Origin of the sequence: Agrobacterium cavarae, from assembly GCF_004310285.1 — a bacterium.
Taxonomy (GTDB): domain Bacteria; phylum Pseudomonadota; class Alphaproteobacteria; order Rhizobiales; family Rhizobiaceae; genus Agrobacterium; species Agrobacterium cavarae.
The window spans coordinates 37,306-55,318 of the sequence record NZ_SISF01000023.1; the positions used below are offsets into that span (position 1 = coordinate 37,306).

The window sequence follows — 18,013 nt, forward strand, 5'->3', positions numbered from 1 at the left end:
TGTCACTTCTTAAAGCGCTTCGATCTGACGCAAAATATCGTCTTCGATTGTAATCCCGTTCTCCAGAGACTGCTTGCGAATGCCTTGGCTGCGGCGGCCTGGAAGCCTTGCATTGCCCTGAGACTCGATTTCGGCGGCCATCTGCGAAACCCTGTCCGCCAGAGCATCATTGCCGGCAATGGTCGGATCGATCGCAATGATCGTGTGCCCAAGAGAGGGCGCCGTTCCCATATCGTCCAGAAGAGAAGAGGCCTGGAAGCCGAAATTGCCTCCGGTGAGGCCCGCCGCCATGATCTCGACCATGAGCGCCAATGCCGCCCCCTTGGCCTCACCGGCCGGCACCATGGTGCCGTTGATCGCTTCATTTGGATCGGTGGTTGGACAACCCTGCGCGTCGAGAGCCCAATCACCTGGAATAGTGACGCCTTTTTGGCGGGCGGCCATGATCTTGCCCCGCGCGACCTTGGAAAGCGCGAGGTCGATCACCAGAGGGTCGGCGTCTTTCATCGGCGCGGCAAAGGCGATCGGGTTCGTCCCATAAAGCGGCCTGATGCCGCCCCATGGGGCCATGGAGGCGGGGGCATTGGCGACCATGAAGGCAACGAGACCCTGTTCTGCCAAACGCTCGACCGTCAAAGCCATGACACCAGCATGATGTGACCGACCGATCGCGGCAAGCGCGATGCCCTGGTCACGTGCAAGCGGCTCTAGCTCTTGAATTGCAAGATCGATAGCTGGATAGGCATATCCGTGTCCTGCGTCGATCGAGACCACCGCGGGTCGGACCTTTGTGGCTGTGGGCACAGCTTCGCCATTCACTTTTCCGGTATGAAGCTGGGCTACATAGACCGGTATCCGCCGAAATCCATGGCCGCCCTGGCCACAAGCCTCCGCGGCAACCAGTGCACGGGCAACGGAGCGCGCGCTTGACGCCAGAACGCCGTTCTTCTCGAAGATGGAAGAAACAAAGTCTTCCGCCTGTTCTATGCTAAATTTCATGACGCAATCTGGAAGGAAACAGAGTGAAATGATGCCCGACCGACATTTGGGCATTGGCAGGGACATGTGAGAAAAGCTGGCGAAAACCGTATCGCAACCTGATGGCTTGCGATGTTTCAGCAGCGTGTAGCGGACGGCCCTCGATCAAAAGATGGGAAGGCCGCCCTTATACGTGTCAATGCGCAGCAGACATGTCGCCCAGCACGTCCTTGGACGCGACGGTGGAGTCGGCATTCAGCTTGTAGACCATGGGCACGCCGGTCGCGAGATTGAGCTTCAGGATTTCTTCCTTGCTCAGCTTGTCGAGCACCATCACCAGCGAACGCAGCGAATTGCCGTGCGCGGCGACCAGAACCTTCTCTCCACGCAGAACGCGCGGCAGGATTTCCGTCAGATAGTAGGGCCAGACGCGAGCACCAGTGTCTCGCAGGCTTTCGCCGCCGGGCGGCGGGATGTCGTAGGAGCGGCGCCAGATATGCACTTGCTCCTCACCCCACTTCTCGCGGGCGTCATCCTTGTTGAGGCCGGAAAGATCGCCATAGTCACGCTCGTTGAGCGCCTCATCGCGGATGGTTTCTAGACCCGACTGGCCGACATTGTCGAGCACGATCTGGCAGGTTTTTTGCGCGCGAATCAGCGAAGACGTGTAAGCCACGTCAAATTTGATACCGTAATCGGCAAGCGCCTTGCCGCCAGCATTGGCTTCCTGAACGCCGAGTTCCGTCAGATCGGGGTCGCGCCATCCGGTGAAGAGGTTCTTGAGGTTCCAGTCGCTTTGACCGTGACGAACGAGGACGAGGGTTCCGCTCATAAATACTCTCCAGGTTGATTATGAATTGTCGGCCAGACCGAGAACGTCCAGCATGGAATAGAAGCCGGGCTTCTTGTCGAAAGCCCAAAGTGCGGCGGCGATGGCGCCACGCCCGAAAATGCTCCGGTCCGCCGCATGGTGCGAGAAGGTCAGTTGTTCTCCCTCACCAGCAAAGATCACGGAGTGATCGCCCACCACCGAACCGCCACGCAGCGTTGCAAAACCAATGGTGCCCGCCTGGCGTGCACCGGTATGCCCGTCGCGCACCCTGACGGAGTTTTCGGCAAGATCGATGTTACGTCCCTGTGCTGCGGCTTTGCCAAGCAGAAGGGCCGTACCGGATGGTGCGTCCACCTTGTGCTTATGATGCATTTCCAGCACCTCAATGTCCCACTGCTGCGGCCCGAGCGCTTTTGCCGCCTGGCGCGTCAGAACGGAAAGCAGATTGACGCCCAGGCTCATATTGCCGGACTTCACGACGCGTGCATGACGCGCAGCCGCCTTGAACTTTTCCTCGTCCTCGACCGAGCAGCCGGTCGTGCCGATGACGTGGACGATACGCGCTTGTGCGGCAAGACCGGAGAAGATCACACTCGCGGCCGGTGAGGTAAAGTCGACAACCCCTTCAGCGTTGACGAAGGCGGCAAGCGCATCGCTGGTGACGGGAACGCCGATGGGGCCAAGGCCCGCAAGCTCGCCTGCATCCCGCCCGACGAAGGGTGAGCCCTCCCGCTCGATCGCGGCATGGAGTTGGACGCCGGGCGTTTCATGAATGAGACGGATGAGGGTCTGTCCCATGCGGCCTGCAGCGCCAACCACCACCAGTTTCATGCCGTTGCCGCTCATGTCGTCACCCTATGCTTTCAAAGTCCGCGAACGCCCGTCGCCTGAAGATTGTTGAGGCGAGCGTAAAGCCCGTCCTCCTGCCGCGCAAGCGTCTCATGCGTTCCTTCTTCGACAACCTGCCCCTCATTCATCACCACGATCTTGTCTGCCTTGACGACGGTTGAGAGACGGTGGGCAATGACGATGACGGTGCGTCCTGACATGGCGGTATCGAGCGCCTTCTGCACGACGGCCTCCGACTCAGTATCGAGCGCAGACGTCGCTTCATCGAGTAGAAGGATCGGTGCATTGCGGACCAGAGCGCGCGCGATGGAAAGACGCTGACGTTGGCCGCCTGAAAGGGTCATGCCGTTTTCACCAACCTGGGTGTCATAACCCAACGGCTGCGCCAGAATGAAGTCATGGGCGAAAGCAAGCCTCGCGGCCTCTTCGATCTCGGCATCCGTCGCTTCTGGACGGCCATAGCGGATGTTGTCGCGGATCGTGCCTTCGAAGAGATAGGGCTGCTGCGAAACGTAAGCCAGATTGAGGCGCACCGAGCGCGTCGTCACGTCGGCAATGTTTTGCCCATCGATCAAGATCTCGCCGCCCGTCGGATCGTAAAACCGCGGCACGAGGTTGATGATCGTGGACTTTCCTGCTCCCGAGGGTCCGACGAGGGCGGTCGTCTTTCCACCTTCGGCAACAAAGCTTACGCCTTTGAGGATAGGACCGGAATCCTTGTAGGAGAAAACGACATTGCGAAGTTCCACGGTCGCGTCTTCGATCTTGAGCGGCACCGCATTCGGCTTTTCGCGCTGAACCGGCTCCATGTCGAGGATCTCATAGATCATGCGCGCATTCACCACGGCACGTTCCAGCGAGACCTGAAGACGGGCAAGACGGCGCGCGGGATCGTATGCGAGCAGGAGGGCGGTCACGAAAGCAAAGAAGGCGCCCGGGGGAACGTTGTCATAGATCGCGCGGTAAGCGGCATAAGCGAGCACGCTTGAGACGGCAATTCCGGCGATGGTTTCAGTCAGAGGTGCAGTTCGCTCGGACAACCGCGCGATACGATTGGAACGCCGTTCGGAAGCATCGATCGTCGCGAAGACCCGCTCCTCAAGTGGCTTTTCCATGGTGAAAGCCTTGACGATCGCGATGCCTTGAAGCGTTTCCTGCATGGACCCGAGAACACGACTTCCAAGGATGATGGCTTCTCTGGTCGTTTCCCGCAGTCTTTTGGAGATGTATCGAAGGCCGAGAACCAGCGGCGGCACGATGAAGACGATGATGATCGAGAGGAACGGGTCCTTGACAATCATCACGCCGATCAAGGCAATGAAGGTCAAAAGATCCCGTGCCACGGAGGTGACGGTCAAGTTCATGACGTCGCGGATGCCGCCGATGTTCTGGCTCACCTGGGCTGCGAGATGCGCGGAACGGGATTCGCTCAGATAACCAACCGAGAGTGTCATGAGATGCGAGTAAAGACGCTTCTGATAACGAGCAACGATGTTGTTGCCAATTTTCGAAAGCGCGACAGATTGGAAGTAGCTCGCAAGTCCCCGAAGGAAGAAAGCCATAAATATCGCACCGCAGATCATAAATGCGAGATCAGCGCGTCGGTTGACGAAGGCTTCGTTGATAATGGAATCCATGATCCAGGCGGTGAACGCCGTTGATCCTGCTACGATGAGCAGGCAGAAGACGACCAATACATAGCCCTTGATATGGTCGCGCGCATTCTCGGCAAAGACACGCTTAAGAACTGCAGCAATTGTATCGGTGTCCACAGGACCCCGTGACTTGGCGGTTTTCAATCGCTCATCCACCTTTTGATGTTCCGGCGGCTGCGCCGCCTTTTCAAGCGGCGTCTATATCCATTAGGGCAGGCTTTGACCAGCCTCAACTTGGAAGCTCACCTCTGCCAGCGGCGCCCTTCGAGCGTCACGCCGAAATTCTCAGGTGTTCTGGCGAAGGTGGACAGACCGGCAAGTGCCGCCTGCGGGTGGGTCACGACGTAGGTTGGAATGGAGCGCATCAGTGCGCTGTGCGGCGCCTTGTCCTCAAAGCCTGCGCGAAATTCTGGACGCTTCAGCGCCGGAATGATCTTTTGCGAAATGCCGCCGGCTAGATAGACCCCGCCACGCGCCATGAAGACGAGCGCCATGTCTCCGGCGACGCGCCCGAGATAGGTGCTGAACAGCGAGAGTGTTTCCTCAGCCTGCGCATTCGATCCGCCAAGACCATGTGCGGTGACATCCGCCGGATCGGAAAAGCTTGGCGCGATGCCATCCGCCGCACAGATGGCACGGTAGAGATTGACGAGGCCGCGTCCGCACAGAATCTGCTCGCCAGAAATGCGGCCCTCAATTGCTTCGAGATGCGGAAAAATCTGATGATCCCGTTCCGTCCGTGGCCCAAGATCGACGTGCCCACCTTCACCGGGCACTGGGAACCACATGTTTCTTGCACGAACGAGGCCGCCCACACCGAGTCCTGTGCCAGGACCTAGCACCACGCGCGACGCCATCATGTCCGGGCGGTTTGGTCCGATACGCTCGCGATTGTCGTCGTCAAGTGCGGCAATCGCCAGAGCCTGCGCTTCGAAGTCATTGACGACCACGACATCGCTCAAGCCGAGATTGCTCAGCATCTCCTTCGGTTTGACGATCCAGTGGCAATTGGTCAGCGGTATCTCGTCGGACTCGATCGGTCCGGCGACGGCAAGGAGCGCCGAGACCGGTTTGATCGCCCTGTTGCTCAAAACCGCGATCTTGATGGCATCATCAATCGAGGGATAGTCGGCGGTTTTGACGGTGGTCAGGTGCGCGGCTTCAGATGTGGCGTCCGGCAGGATGCAGAAACGGGCATTGGTGCCGCCGATATCTCCAATGAGGATCGGAAAGGAAAGATGATCGTTCTGATTGGGCATCACTGCTCCTGAAGCCGCCTGATTTTTGAAGATAGAACTCGCCGAATCAAAGAGCGCCTATCTGTTGATGTGAAAGTCGATCAGTCGCTCCGCCGTCGCGCGGTTGAGCGCCATCGGTATGTCGTAGACGGTCGCCAGCCGTGTCAAGGCTTTCACGTCCACATCATGCGGCATGGAGGTCAGCGGATCGACAAAGAAGATCAGCATGTCGACATCGCCGGTCGCAATCATCGCGCCGATCTGCTGATCGCCGCCGAGAGGCCCGCTTTTCAGACGGATCACGTCGAGCTTGGGACAGGCATCCTGCACACGACCACCCGTCGTTCCCGTGGCGACAATGCGGAAGGTCGACAGCGCATCCTGATGCTCGCGGGCAAACTCCGCCATGTCGTCCTTCTTCTGATCATGCGCGATCAGCGCAACGCAGCGTTTGCTATCCATCATCGTTCCACGCGTTTTTTAAATCGATTTGAAGCCTTCTATATCAACTCTTCCAAGTTTGAAAAGCGGGCCTCTTGGGATCAATTCATGGAAGGGCGTGTGGAGGGGCGCGGAACATCTGCCGGCGGAACCGGTCCGCCAGGCGAGGGGGAAACGGGGGCGGTTGCCGCCGGAGCCGCAGGGGTGGTGTAAGCACTTTGTACCGCAGTCTGTAACCTTCCTGCGGAAGGCGCAACCGCAATGGCGGCGCAGGCCTTTGGCAAGTCCGACACCATCATCGGTCTTGGCGGCTTCGGCGGTTTGGCGTTCGGATCCTTCTTCGGCGCCGCCCATGGTTCCTTGGTAAACCACCAGGCAAGCGACTTGTCGCAGCCATCGCCCCGACCCACTGCCGCCTGCGGCTTGCAGTCTGTCGCACCGGCCGGGCAGGACAGACGGACGTGGAAATGCTCGTCATGGCCGTAAATCGGACGGATCTTGCCCATGAAAGTGCGGTCGCCGGTCCAGCTTTGGCAAAGCTTCTGCTTGATGGCCGGGTTGACGAAGATGCGCTCCACCTGTGGATAGCTCGCCGCCATCATCACCAGCCGTGCATTGAGTGGAGACCATTTGCGGTCGTCAACGGTCAGAAACTTGCTCTTGTCGAGCATCGAGATGAAGGGCGTATCCTCACGCTCCTGCGCGCTCATGATGTGGTCGGGCATCTTGCGCCACCAGATATCGACATCTAGCCCGATCTGATGCGAGGCGTGACCGGTCAGCATGGGACCGCCGCGCGGCTGGGAGATGTCGCCAATCAGGAGGCCTGGCCAGCCGATTTTCTGGGAGTCTTGAGCGAAACGTTCGATGAAGGAAACGAGCTGCGGCTGGCCCCAGCGCCGGTTGCGTGAAAGGCGCATGGCCTGAAAACCTTCGCCTTCCGTCGGCAGGGCAACCGCACCGGACTGGCATCCTTTTGCATAGGAGCCATAAGACTTAGAGGGTCCGGCGGAGGGAAGATCGATATGGCCAAAAACCTGCTTTGCGGGCTGGTCTTGCGCAAAGGCTGGCGCGAGATCTGCGCCAATCATCGAGACGACCGAAAAAGCGATAAGCGAAAGCCTGTGCGCTGCCATTGTCTTTAATATCATTCGTCGCCGCCTGCGATCCGGTTGATTCTATGGTCCGATATTACGCTGGATCGCGAATTTGGTGAAAGCATGTTTGCGGATAAACCGCTTGTGAGCCGGCGCCTCTATTTTTTGACATTGTTTGGCTTATGCTTCGCCGCAACAAGCATCAAAAAGGAACATCCGCCCATGGCTTTGGCAAGCGCAAAATCCCTCCTGCTCTTAGGCATGGCAGTGTCGCTTTTGGCATCCTCGACAGGGGCAAAAGCGCAGGAGGAGGGGCAATGGCGTGTGGGCATTGCGACCGTCGGGGAGTTGAAGCACCCGAAGGGCTTCGAGCGCTTTGATTATGTCAACCCGAACGCACCGAAGGGCGGCACCTTGCGCCTGTCGACAGCAGGTACCTATGACACCCTCAACCCCTTGCTTGCCAAGGGAGAGGCCGCGACGGGTCTTGGGGTCGTGTTCGATACGTTGATGAGGTCATCCGAAGAGGAGCTTTCGGCGTCCTACGGCCTCCTTGCGGAAGGCTTGACCTATCCAGCTGATATGTCCAGCGCGACGTTTAGATTGCGCGCCGAAGCCAAATTCGCGGACGGAAAACCTGTGACTCCGGAAGATGTGGTTTTCAGCTTCAACAAAGCTAAAGAGCTCAATCCGCAACTCGCAACCTACTACACGCACGTCACCAAAGCCGAAAAGACCGGCGACCGAGAGGTGACCTTCACCTTCGACGAGAAAAACAACCGCGAACTTCCGCAGATCGTCGGACAGTTGCTTGTTGTTCCCAAACACTGGTGGGAGGCCAACGGTCCGGATGGAAAGCCACGCGACATTTCGCGCGGAACGTTGGAGCCAGTCATGGGATCCGGCCCCTATAAGATTGCCTCGGTGGCTCCGGGCTCCACGATTACTTACGAGTTGCGCGACGATTATTGGGGCAAAAACCTCAACGTCAATGTCGGAATGAACAACTTCAAGACGATCAGCTACACCTTCTACACCGATCGCGATGTGGAGTTTCAGGCCTTCAAAGCAGGCAACACCGATTTCTGGCAGGAAAACTCTGCCGGTCGCTGGGCAACCGGCTATGACTTTCCAGCCGTCAAGGACGGACGGATCAAGCGCGAGGAACTCCCCAACATCTACCGCTCCGTCGGTATTATGCAGGCTTTCGTGCCGAACGCACGCCGCGACAAGTTCAAGGATCCGAGAGTCCGCAAAGCGCTGAACCTGGCCTATGACTTTGAGGATATGAACAAGACACTGTTTTTCGGCCAGTATCAGCGGATCAACAGCTTCTTCATGGGCAGCGACCTTGCCTCATCCGGTTTGCCTCAGGGCAAAGAGTTGGAAATTCTGACCGAAGTGAAAGATGAGGTGCCGCCGGAGGTCTTTACCACCGAGTATCGCAATCCCGTTGGCGGGGATCCGGCCAAGCAGCGCGACAATCTGCGTGAAGCTGTCAAGCTTATGAAGGAGGCAGGCTACGAGTTGCGGGGCAACCGAATGGTCAACGCGAAAACGGGCCAACCATTCGATTTCGAAATTCTTGTCGATTCGCCCGCCATGGAGCGCGTCGTTCTGGCCTACACACAAAACCTCAAGAAAATCGGCATCAACGCGACGGTTCGAAACGTCGATTCATCGCAATATACCAATCGCACACGCGCCTTCGATTATGACATGATCGTCAATCTCTGGGCTCAGACCTCCAATCCTGGCAATGAACAGGCCGATTACTGGGGTTCTGCCGCCGCAAACCGCCAAGGCTCGAAGAACTTTGCCGGGATCAGCAATCCTGCGATCGACAAGATCGTCCGCAAGATCATCTTCGCTCCCAGCCGTGAGGACCAGGTTGCTGCCGTTAAGGCGCTGGATCGGGTTCTGCTGGCCGGAAATTACGTCATCCCGCAATTCTACCGTGGCGAGATGACGGTTGCCTACTGGAACACCATCGTTCGCCCAACGGAACTGCCCTATTACGGCATCGGCTTCCCCGAGGCCTGGTGGTCGGCCAGTGCGGCAAAATGAGCTTGGTCTTGCTTTATAGGCCAAGCCTTGATTCACATGACTAAAGACGAATCATTAGGCGGGCAAAAGCTGCCGCTCGCCGGGAAAGGAAACGGTTTGACAGTAAGGATGACAGCCGAGCGCGCTTGCCTGGAGCGTGACCTCTAATGGGAGCCTATATTCTCCGGCGTCTGGCGCTCATGATCCCGACGATTATCGGCATCATGGGCATTTCCTTTCTCGTCATTCAGTTTGCACCCGGCGGCCCGGTCGAACAGGTCATCGCCCAGCTGTCCGGTTCAGGTGACAGCGCTGCCGACCGCCTGTCCGGCGGCGGCGACCTCATGGGCGGCGGTGGTGTGGATGAAAGCGGATCGAAATATCGCGGCGCTCAGGGCCTCGATCCGGAGTTGATCGCCAAGCTCGAAAAGCAGTTCGGTTTCGACAAGCCGCCGCTGACGCGCTTTCTGGAGATGATGTGGAACTACATCCGCTTCGACTTCGGCGACAGCTTCTTCAGAAACTCTTCTGTCATCGATCTCATCATCGACAAAATGCCTGTGTCGATTTCGCTCGGCTTCTGGATTCTGATCATTTCCTACGCCATATCCATTCCGCTCGGCATCAAGAAGGCGGTAGAGGACGGCTCGAAATTCGACGTCTGGACGTCCGGCATTGTCATTATCGGTTATGCCGTGCCGAGCTTCCTCTTTGGCATTCTGCTGATCGTGCTGTTCGCTGGCGGTTCCTTCTTCGACTGGTTCCCGTTGCGTGGTCTCACCTCGGACAATTTTGCCGACCTGACATGGTGGCAGAAGATCATCGACTATTTCTGGCATCTGACATTGCCGCTGACAGCGCTCGTCCTGTCGGCCTTTGCCACCACGACGCTGCTCACCAAGAACTCCTTCATCGATGAGATCAAGAAGCAATATGTGGTCACCGCGCGCGCCAAGGGTCTTTCCGAGCGGAAAGTTCTCTACGGCCACGTCTTCCGCAACGCCATGCTGATCGTCATTGCCGGTTTTCCCGGTGCCTTCATCTCCGCCTTTTTCACCGGTTCGCTGTTGATTGAGAACATCTTCTCGCTGGATGGCCTCGGCCGGCTTGGCTATCTCTCCGTCGTCAATCGTGATTATCCGATCGTGTTCGGTACTCTCTTCATCTTCTCGCTCATGGGTCTCGTCGTCGGTCTGGTTTCCGACCTGATCTACACCTGGATCGATCCGCGCATCGACTTTGAGCGGAGGGACGTGTGATGACTGTCTCCACGCCTGTTACGGACACGATGCCACCGCAGAAACGTCCTTTTTTCTCGCCGACGAGCATTCGCCGTTGGCAGAACTTCAAGGCGAACCGCCGCGGCTACTGGTCCTTCTGGATATTCCTCGCGCTTTTCGGCCTCAGCCTTTGCGCCGAGTTCATCGCCAATGATAAGCCGATCCTGGCGTCCTACAAGGGCGAGTTGCTGGTTCCTGTTCTGGTGGATTACCCGGAAGAAAAGTTCGGCGGCTTCCTGGCTCAGACCGATTATAAGTCCTCCTATATTCAGGACGAGATCAACGCCAATGGTTGGATGATCTGGCCGCCGATTCGCTATTCCTATCAGACGGTAAATTCCAATATTCCCCATTCCGCACCCACGCCGCCCTTCTGGTTGATGACCAAGGAGGAGCGTTGCTCCGGCTATCCGCAAGGGGCGGCTGATCCCGGCTGCACGCTTGGCAATCTCAATTGGCTCGGTACCGATAACCAGGCGCGCGACGTCACGTCGCGTATTATCTACGGCTTCCGCATATCGGTCCTTTTCGGCCTGGCGCTCACCATCTGCTCGGCCGTCGTTGGTGTGACGGCCGGTGCGGTCCAAGGTTATTTCGGCGGCTGGACCGATCTTCTGATGCAGCGCTTCATCGAGATCTGGTCGTCCATGCCGGTGCTCTACATCCTGCTTATCATCGCGGCCATCCTGCCGCCCGGCTTCTTCGTGCTGCTCGGCATCATGTTGTTGTTCTCTTGGGTCGGCTTCGTCGGGGTGGTGCGTGCCGAATTCCTGAGGGCGCGCAATTTCGAATATGTGAATGCCGCGCGTGCACTTGGTGTCGGTAATGCCACCATCATGCTCCGGCACCTGCTGCCGAACGCCATGGTCGCAACACTCACCTTCCTGCCTTTCATCCTCTCCGGCTCGATCACGACGCTGACATCGCTCGACTTCCTCGGCTTCGGCATGCCACCCGGCTCGCCATCGCTGGGTGAACTGATTGCCCAGGGCAAGAACAATCTCCAGGCGCCGTGGCTTGGGCTGACAGCCTTCTTCACCATGTCGATCATGCTCTCGCTGCTGATCTTTACCGGAGAAGCGGTGCGCGATGCTTTCGATCCGCGCAAGACGTTCCGGTGATGGCTATGTCTCCAACAAATGCAGGCACAATGACCGCACCCCTCCTCTCCGTCCGAGACCTCTCCGTCGCCTTCCATCAGGGCGGCAAGGAAAGTCTCGCCGTCGACCGGGTTTCCTTCGAGATCATGCCCGGCGAAGTGCTGGCGCTGGTCGGCGAATCCGGCTCTGGCAAGTCTGTGACGGCCAACTCCATCCTGAAGCTTTTGCCCTATCCCGCCGCAAGCCATCCATCGGGCCAAATCCTGTTCGAGAGCAAGGATCTGCTGACGCTGCCGATGCGCGAGCTGCGATCGGTGCGCGGCAATGATATTACCATGATCTTCCAGGAGCCGATGACCTCGCTCAATCCGCTTCACAGCATCGAGCGGCAGATCGGTGAAATTCTGGAACTGCACCAGGCTCTCACCGGTGCGCCTGCGCGTGCCCGGATTCTGGAGCTACTCAATCAGGTGGGCATTCGCGATCCGGAAAAGCGGCTGAAGGCGTTTCCGCACGAGCTTTCCGGCGGGCAACGCCAGCGCGTGATGATCGCCATGGCGCTCGCCAATCGCCCCAAGCTCCTGATTGCCGACGAGCCGACGACGGCGCTTGACGTGACGGTGCAGGCGCAAATTCTCGAGTTGCTGGCCGGGCTGAAGAATCAGCACCACATGTCGATGCTGTTCATCACCCACGATCTCGGCATCGTGCGTAAATTTGCCGATCGTGTCTGCGTCATGACAAAGGGCAAGATCGTCGAGACGGGCACCGTCGAGCAGGTCTTCACCAATCCCCAACATGCCTACACCCGCCATCTTCTGGCCGCCGAACCGAAGGGCGAGCCGCCACCTGCCGACGACAAGAAGCCGGTGGTCATGCAGGGTGCCGACATCAAGGTCTGGTTCCCGATCAAGGCTGGCCTGATGCGCAAGGTCGTGGACCACGTCAAGGCGGTGGACGGTATAGACATCACTCTTCGCGAGGGCCAGACGGTCGGTGTGGTCGGCGAATCCGGCTCCGGCAAGACGACGCTCGGGCTGGCGCTCTCGCGGCTGATCTCCTCGAAGGGCCGGATCAGCTTCATCGGCCAATCCATCGACGCCTATTCCTATGCCATGATGAAGCCGCTGAGAAACCGGCTTCAAGTGGTGTTCCAGGACCCCTATGGGTCGCTGAGCCCTCGCATGTCTGTCGGAGACATCATTGCCGAAGGTCTGAAGGTGCATGAAACCTCGCTCTCCTATGAAGAGCGCGACCGGCGTGTCGCGACCGCACTGGAAGAAGTGGGGCTCGATCCTGCCACGCGCTGGCGCTACCCGCATGAATTTTCCGGCGGCCAGCGGCAGCGTATCGCCATTGCCCGCGCCATGGTGCTGAAACCGCGCTTTGTCATGCTGGATGAGCCCACATCGGCGCTGGACATGAGCGTGCAGGCGCAGGTGGTCGATCTCTTGCGCGATCTCCAGTCTAAACATGATCTCGCCTATCTCTTCATTAGCCACGACCTCAAGGTGGTGAAGGCGCTCGCCAACGAGGTGATCGTCATGCGCCACGGAAAGATCGTCGAAAGCGGCCCCGCCAAGTCGATCTTCGAGGCGCCGAAAGAAGATTACACCCGTGCGCTGATGGCCGCTGCTTTCAACATCGAAGCGGTCAAGACCGCTGCCGTCAGCGAGTAAAGACCTCCACGCGAATGGCGGTGAGGCGGTTTTGCTGTTGCGTTCGACGATGGGGAACGCCATCTTTCTCAAACGTCTGATGACGGCAGAGGAAGAAGAGAATGGCAGCGGATGTGATCGTATTGGGTGCCGGGATCATTGGGGTCTCGGTGGCGGTTCAACTGGCAAGACGCGGAAAATCCGTCGTGCTGCTCGATCGCCGCGGGCCTGGCGAGGAAACATCCTTCGGCAATGCCGGGCTCATTCAGCGTGAGGGCGTCGTGCCCTATGGCTTCCCGCAGGATCTGGGACTGCTGGCGCGCTACTCGCTCAACAACCGCATCGACGCCCATTATCACATGGCCGCCATGCCAAAGATCGCACCGTTTCTGGCGCGCTACTGGTATCACTCGCAACCGGCACGGCATGCCGCTATTTCCCGTTCCTACGCGCCGCTGATCGAACATTCGGTTACCGAGCATTCGATCCTGATCGATGAGGCGAAGGCCGGCGATCTTATCGTCAAGAATGGCTGGATGGAGGCTTACCGAACGGAGGCCAAGCGGGACGACGATTTTGCCTTTGCCGAGCGCCTCGCGCGTGATCACGGCATTTCTCATACCAAGCTGACCCAACAGGAATTGGCACAAGCAGAGCCGCATCTGTCGCACGATTTCGTCGGTGGCCTGAAGTGGGACGACCCGTGGTCGGTACTCGACCCGCATAGTCTCACCATGGCCTATCTGCGCCTGTTCGAAAGTCTCGGCGGCACCTTCGTCAAAGGCGATGCGGCGGCTCTCTCTCAGACGCCGACCGGCTGGAAAATCCAGACGGAGAATGGCCTGATTGAGGCTGAGAGCGTCGTGGTTGCCTTGGGTCCGTGGTCCGATACCGTGACGACACGGCTCGGCTATCGCTTCCTGATGGGAGTGAAGCGCGGCTACCACATGCACTACGCACCCCAGGATGGAACGAAGCTCAACAACTGGCTGATCGATGCCGAGCGCGGCTATTTCCTGGCACCGATGAAGAAGGGCATCCGCCTGACGACGGGTGCGGAATTTGCCGATCGCGATGCGCCGAAATCGCCTGTCCAGCTTTATCGGGCGGAGCGCGTGGCCCGCACCATCTTTCCGCTCGGTGGCAGGCTGGATGCCGAACCGTGGATGGGTGCACGTCCCTGCACGCCGGATATGATGCCGGTCATTGGCATAGCGCCGCGCCACAAAAGCCTGTGGTTTGCCTTCGGTCACGCCCATCATGGCCTGACGCTGGGGCCGATCACAGGGCGGATTTTGGCTGAAGCAATGCTTGGCGAAACACCCGCCGTTCCCATCGCACCCTACGCCGCGGAGCGCTTCAACCCCTGACACACCGATTAGGGGTGGTCTTCCTGCAAAAGCCCGCTTAACATGCAAGCTAGGGAGGAAAAGGGTATGCAGCGGGGCACAAAGTCACGATGACGGCGCGATATATGATCTACCAGAAGCAGGATGACTTTCGTTAGCGTCGGCTTTCCGTAGCCGATCGAAAGAGCAACGACATCCTGGTGAATGATGGCTGATATCGAATACGCAAAGACCTTTTTCCAACAGAACCCCGACATCGAAATTCTCGAGGCCTTCGTCATTGACGCCAATGGCATTCCACGGGGCAAGTGGATCCCGCGAGAGCGGGCGCTCGACGTGCTGGAAAAGGGCATGGCCGTTCCCCGCTCGGTCTATGCCCTGGATATCTGGGGCCGCGACGTGAACGCCGCCGGACTGGCGGAAGGAACCGGCGATCCTGACGGCTTGTGTGTTGCGGTGCCAGGAACCCTGTCGCGCGTCACTTGGCTTGGGCGACCCACGGCGCAAGTGCTACTGGCCATGACCGAGCCGGATGGTGCCGGTTTCTTTGCGGATTCGCGGCATGTTCTGGCGCAGGTTCTGTCTGGCTTTACCAAGCGTGGCTTGACCCCGGTCGTTGCGACCGAACTTGAATTCTATCTGATCGACCCGGTCCGTTCCGCGCTTGATCCTGTGCGCCCGCCCAATAGCCGGGAAGGGCGCTGGCATACGGGTCAGACGCAGGTTCTCTCCATTTCCGAGCTTCAGGATTTCGAAGACGTCTTTCACGACATCGCCACCGCCTGCCGCGCGCAGAATGTGCTGGCCGATACGACGCTTCGGGAAAATGGTCCCGGGCAATATGAAATCAACCTCAACCACGTGCCGGATGCGCTGCGGGCGGCGGATTTCGCAGTTTTCCTCAAGCGCATCGTCAAAGGGGTAGCGCGCAAGCACGGGCTGGACGCCACCTTCATGGCCAAGCCCTATGGTACCCAGGCTGGCAATGGCATGCATGTGCATTTCTCCGTCCTCGATAAGGATGGACGAAACATCTACATGGGCGAGGACGGCCCCTCGGAAGCCTTAATGTACAGCGTCGGCGGGCTTCTGGAGAATATGGGAGAAAGCATGGCAGTGTTTGCTCCCCATGCCAATTCCTACCGGCGGCTGCGCCCCAGCGAACATGCGCCGACCTATGCCTCATGGGGCTTCGACAACCGCTCTGCCGCGGTGCGGGTGATCACCGCCAGCAAGCCTGCCACCCGGATCGAGCATCGTGTGGCCGGTGCCGATACCAACCCTTATCTCGTGCTTGCCATGATCCTGAATGCCGCGCTCTCCGGCATGCGGGAGAAGCGCCAGCCGGGTGGGGCGATTGCAGGCGATAGCCACGCCATCAATCACGAGCCCTTGCCGACGAACTGGGATTATGCGGTCCAGCGCTTTGCCCGTTCGAGCTTTGCCTATGCCACGCTCGGTCAGCGCTACAGAACGCTCTATGCCGCCTGCAAGCAGCAGGAAATTTCCGAATTCTCGCTTCGCGTCACCGATGTGGAATATGACGCCTATATCAGGACGGTGTGAAACATGGCTCACGTAACCGCGCTCCCCAACCCCGGTCACACAACCTCCTGGTATGCGGCCTCCGCCCATGACAAGAGCGTGCGCCCCACGCTCGAAGGCGAGATGCATGCGGATATCTGCGTGATCGGCGCGGGGTTCACCGGCATGTCCGCCGCACTGGAACTTGCGGAAAAAGGTTTCTCCGTCATCGTTCTGGAAGGCACGCGCATCGGCTTTGGCGCGTCCGGGCGCAATGGCGGGCAGATCGTCAACGGCTATAGCCGCGATCTCGAAACCATTGCGGGGCGCTATGGGCAGGAGAAAGCGGTCAAGCTCGGTGAGATGTCGCTCGAGGGTGGTGAGATCATTCGCGAGCGTGTGGCGAAATACGGTATCGACTGCGATCTGGTGGATGGCGGTTTCTTTGCCGCCTTCACGCAAAAGCAGATCCAGGAAATGGAAGCCAACAAGACCCATTGGGAGAAGCACGGGCATTCCGGGCTGGAAATGGTCTCCAAGGCAGAGGTCGGCCACTATGTGAAGTCCGATCGTTATGCCGGCGGGATGATCGACCGTTTCGGCGGGCATATCCATCCGTTGAATTATGTGCTGGGGGAGGCGGCGGCTGTCGAGAAACTCGGTGGGCGAATCTTCGAAAATTCCAAGGTCATCGGCGTTGAGAAGGGAACGAGCCCGACGGTCAGAACCGCGCATGGCAAGGTCACGGCGAAATATGTGCTGGTCTGCGGCAATGCCTATCTTGGCAAGCTCTTGCCGGAAATCGGCGATCGCATGATGCCGGTGTCGAGCCAGGTCATGGCGACGGAACCGCTCGATGCGGGCCTGATCGAAAGCCTGCTTCCGGCAAACTACTGCGTCGAGGATGCCAATTACATTCTCGACTATTATCGGCGCACCTCCGACAACCGCCTGCTTTATGGCGGCGGTATCGGTTATGGCGGCAGCGATCCGGCCGATCTGACCAGCGTTATCCGCCCCAACATGCTGAAAACATTTCCGCAGTTGAAGGACATCAAGATCGATTTTGCCTGGAGCGGCAATTTTGCGCTGACGCTGACGCGCATTCCGCACATGGGACGGCTATCGGAGAACATCTATTTCTCCCACGGTGACAGCGGCCACGGTGTCACCACCACACAATTGCTTGGCCGCATTCTGGCGGAAGTCGTGTCCGGACAGGCAGGTCGCTTCGATGTCTGGTCGTCGCTGCCGAACTTCCCGTTTCCTGGCGGCAAGACGTTCCGCGTGCCGCTCACCGTCCTGGGGGCTTGGTGGTACGGCCTGCGCGATAAGCTCGGCCTATAGGGCCTTCAAGCCTTTCAGCGCGGTTTCGACGATCTCATCGGGCGTGGCATCTATGTTGACAGTCACGACGCCCGGCTCGCCGGTCGGCACTTCCAGCGTGTCGAGCTGGGTCTTCAACAGCGATAGCGGCATGAAATGGCCTTTGCGTGCACCCATCCGCCGTGTCAAAAGCTCAACGCTGCCTTCCAGAAAAACAAAGGCCAAGGGTCCGCCACAGGCGGTCCGCAGCCGGTCGCGATAGGACTTCTTCAGAGCCGAGCAGGAAATCACAACGCCACCGGCCTCATAGCCCTGGCGAAGCTCAGCACCCACGAGATCGAGCCAGGGCCAGCGATCCTCGTCGGTAAGTGGCGTGCCAGCGCTCATCTTCTCGACATTGGCCTTGGGGTGCAGCCTGTCGCCCTCCTGAAATGGCATGCCAAGCTCTTCCGCCAGCTCAGCGCCGACCGTGGATTTGCCGCAGCCGCTGACGCCCATCACAATGATTGCCTGTTTCATGCAAAAAACCTTTCATGCCTGCAGCACCGGCCCATAAATCAGCGTTGATTATCGGGAAATCACGATGCGTTGCTCTGTCTCGTCGTGGCCTAGCAAGAAGGCGAGGAGAAGAAAATGGTTT

At 58.7% G+C, this 18,013-nt stretch carries 15 protein-coding genes; 7 read left to right on the forward strand and 8 right to left on the reverse strand.

What is annotated here, in order from left to right; genetic code table 11:
• Nucleotides 1-9: 9 nt before the first annotated feature.
• From EYC79_RS03255 to mepA, 7 genes are all read right to left on the reverse strand, one after another.
• Nucleotides 10-999, reverse strand: a complete 990-nt coding sequence (locus tag EYC79_RS03255) for an Ldh family oxidoreductase (RefSeq protein WP_130977136.1) — start codon at nucleotides 997-999, stop codon at nucleotides 10-12.
• Between the two features lie 175 nt (nucleotides 1,000-1,174).
• A complete protein-coding gene (locus tag EYC79_RS03260; RefSeq protein ID WP_062427161.1) occupies nucleotides 1,175-1,810 on the reverse strand; it encodes a 2,3-bisphosphoglycerate-dependent phosphoglycerate mutase in 636 nt (211 codons plus the stop codon).
• A gap of 18 nt (nucleotides 1,811-1,828) precedes the next feature.
• The gene (gene dapB, locus EYC79_RS03265; RefSeq protein WP_113266355.1) at nucleotides 1,829-2,656 is read right to left on the reverse strand and encodes a 4-hydroxy-tetrahydrodipicolinate reductase; all 828 of its coding nucleotides are present in this window, start codon (nucleotides 2,654-2,656) and stop codon (nucleotides 1,829-1,831) included.
• Nucleotides 2,657-2,673: 17 nt separating this feature from the next.
• Nucleotides 2,674-4,458: an ABC transporter ATP-binding protein gene (locus EYC79_RS03270; RefSeq protein ID WP_130977137.1), complete on the reverse strand. Its 1,785-nt coding sequence runs from the start codon at nucleotides 4,456-4,458 to the stop codon at nucleotides 2,674-2,676.
• 98 nt (nucleotides 4,459-4,556) lie between these two features.
• Nucleotides 4,557-5,573, reverse strand: coding sequence for a glucokinase (locus tag EYC79_RS03275; protein ID WP_130977138.1), 1,017 nt, complete (start codon nucleotides 5,571-5,573; stop codon nucleotides 4,557-4,559).
• A gap of 57 nt (nucleotides 5,574-5,630) precedes the next feature.
• On the reverse strand, nucleotides 5,631-6,014 hold the full coding sequence (locus tag EYC79_RS03280) for a methylglyoxal synthase (RefSeq protein ID WP_062443089.1): 384 nt from the start codon (nucleotides 6,012-6,014) through the stop codon (nucleotides 5,631-5,633).
• A gap of 80 nt (nucleotides 6,015-6,094) precedes the next feature.
• Entirely contained in the window at nucleotides 6,095-7,144 is a 1,050-nt protein-coding gene (gene mepA / locus EYC79_RS03285; protein WP_130977139.1) for a penicillin-insensitive murein endopeptidase, read from the reverse strand.
• 168 nt (nucleotides 7,145-7,312) lie between these two features.
• On the opposite strand from mepA, the gene EYC79_RS03290 reads away from it, so the two are divergent.
• The 7 genes from EYC79_RS03290 to EYC79_RS03320 all read left to right on the forward strand — a co-directional run bounded on the left by EYC79_RS03290 (nucleotide 7,313) and on the right by EYC79_RS03320 (nucleotide 17,394).
• Nucleotides 7,313-9,157, forward strand: coding sequence for an extracellular solute-binding protein (locus EYC79_RS03290; protein ID WP_130977140.1), 1,845 nt, complete (start codon nucleotides 7,313-7,315; stop codon nucleotides 9,155-9,157).
• Between the two features lie 146 nt (nucleotides 9,158-9,303).
• Entirely contained in the window at nucleotides 9,304-10,395 is a 1,092-nt protein-coding gene (locus EYC79_RS03295) for a microcin C ABC transporter permease YejB (RefSeq protein WP_130977141.1), read from the forward strand.
• A 29-nt stretch (nucleotides 10,396-10,424) separates the two neighbouring features.
• Nucleotides 10,425-11,537, forward strand: a complete 1,113-nt coding sequence (locus EYC79_RS03300; protein WP_245495191.1) for an ABC transporter permease — start codon at nucleotides 10,425-10,427, stop codon at nucleotides 11,535-11,537.
• Between the two features lie 29 nt (nucleotides 11,538-11,566).
• On the forward strand, nucleotides 11,567-13,195 hold the full coding sequence (locus EYC79_RS03305) for an ABC transporter ATP-binding protein (protein ID WP_130977142.1): 1,629 nt from the start codon (nucleotides 11,567-11,569) through the stop codon (nucleotides 13,193-13,195).
• A gap of 101 nt (nucleotides 13,196-13,296) precedes the next feature.
• On the forward strand, nucleotides 13,297-14,544 hold the full coding sequence (locus EYC79_RS03310) for an NAD(P)/FAD-dependent oxidoreductase (protein WP_130977143.1): 1,248 nt from the start codon (nucleotides 13,297-13,299) through the stop codon (nucleotides 14,542-14,544).
• A gap of 183 nt (nucleotides 14,545-14,727) precedes the next feature.
• On the forward strand, nucleotides 14,728-16,089 hold the full coding sequence (locus EYC79_RS03315) for a glutamine synthetase family protein (RefSeq protein ID WP_162692997.1): 1,362 nt from the start codon (nucleotides 14,728-14,730) through the stop codon (nucleotides 16,087-16,089).
• Nucleotides 16,090-16,092: 3 nt separating this feature from the next.
• A complete protein-coding gene (locus EYC79_RS03320) occupies nucleotides 16,093-17,394 on the forward strand; it encodes an NAD(P)/FAD-dependent oxidoreductase (protein WP_112520022.1) in 1,302 nt (433 codons plus the stop codon).
• Here the strand turns inward: EYC79_RS03320 and EYC79_RS03325 are convergent.
• On the reverse strand, nucleotides 17,389-17,892 hold the full coding sequence (locus tag EYC79_RS03325) for a gluconokinase (protein ID WP_205654305.1): 504 nt from the start codon (nucleotides 17,890-17,892) through the stop codon (nucleotides 17,389-17,391). The genes EYC79_RS03320 and EYC79_RS03325 overlap by 6 nt on opposite strands.
• Nucleotides 17,893-18,013: the final 121 nt, after the last annotated feature.

Excerpts from the sequence above, each read along its gene's own strand:
- EYC79_RS03255 (WP_130977136.1), bottom strand. The coding sequence starts at position 999 with ATGAAATTTAGCATAGAACAGGCGGAAGACTTTGTTTCTTCCATCTTC.
- EYC79_RS03260 (WP_062427161.1), bottom strand. The coding sequence starts at position 1,810 with ATGAGCGGAACCCTCGTCCTCGTTCGTCACGGTCAAAGCGACTGGAAC.
- dapB (WP_113266355.1), bottom strand. The coding sequence starts at position 2,656 with ATGAGCGGCAACGGCATGAAACTGGTGGTGGTTGGCGCTGCAGGCCGC.
- EYC79_RS03275 (WP_130977138.1), bottom strand. The coding sequence starts at position 5,573 with ATGCCCAATCAGAACGATCATCTTTCCTTTCCGATCCTCATTGGAGAT.
- EYC79_RS03280 (WP_062443089.1), bottom strand. The coding sequence starts at position 6,014 with ATGGATAGCAAACGCTGCGTTGCGCTGATCGCGCATGATCAGAAGAAG.
- mepA (WP_130977139.1), bottom strand. The coding sequence starts at position 7,144 with ATGATATTAAAGACAATGGCAGCGCACAGGCTTTCGCTTATCGCTTTT.
- EYC79_RS03290 (WP_130977140.1), top strand. The coding sequence starts at position 7,313 with ATGGCTTTGGCAAGCGCAAAATCCCTCCTGCTCTTAGGCATGGCAGTG.
- EYC79_RS03295 (WP_130977141.1), top strand. The coding sequence starts at position 9,304 with ATGGGAGCCTATATTCTCCGGCGTCTGGCGCTCATGATCCCGACGATT.
- EYC79_RS03300 (WP_245495191.1), top strand. The coding sequence starts at position 10,425 with ATGCCACCGCAGAAACGTCCTTTTTTCTCGCCGACGAGCATTCGCCGT.
- EYC79_RS03305 (WP_130977142.1), top strand. The coding sequence starts at position 11,567 with ATGACCGCACCCCTCCTCTCCGTCCGAGACCTCTCCGTCGCCTTCCAT.
- EYC79_RS03310 (WP_130977143.1), top strand. The coding sequence starts at position 13,297 with ATGGCAGCGGATGTGATCGTATTGGGTGCCGGGATCATTGGGGTCTCG.
- EYC79_RS03315 (WP_162692997.1), top strand. The coding sequence starts at position 14,728 with ATGATGGCTGATATCGAATACGCAAAGACCTTTTTCCAACAGAACCCC.
- EYC79_RS03320 (WP_112520022.1), top strand. The coding sequence starts at position 16,093 with ATGGCTCACGTAACCGCGCTCCCCAACCCCGGTCACACAACCTCCTGG.
- EYC79_RS03325 (WP_205654305.1), bottom strand. The coding sequence starts at position 17,892 with ATGAAACAGGCAATCATTGTGATGGGCGTCAGCGGCTGCGGCAAATCC.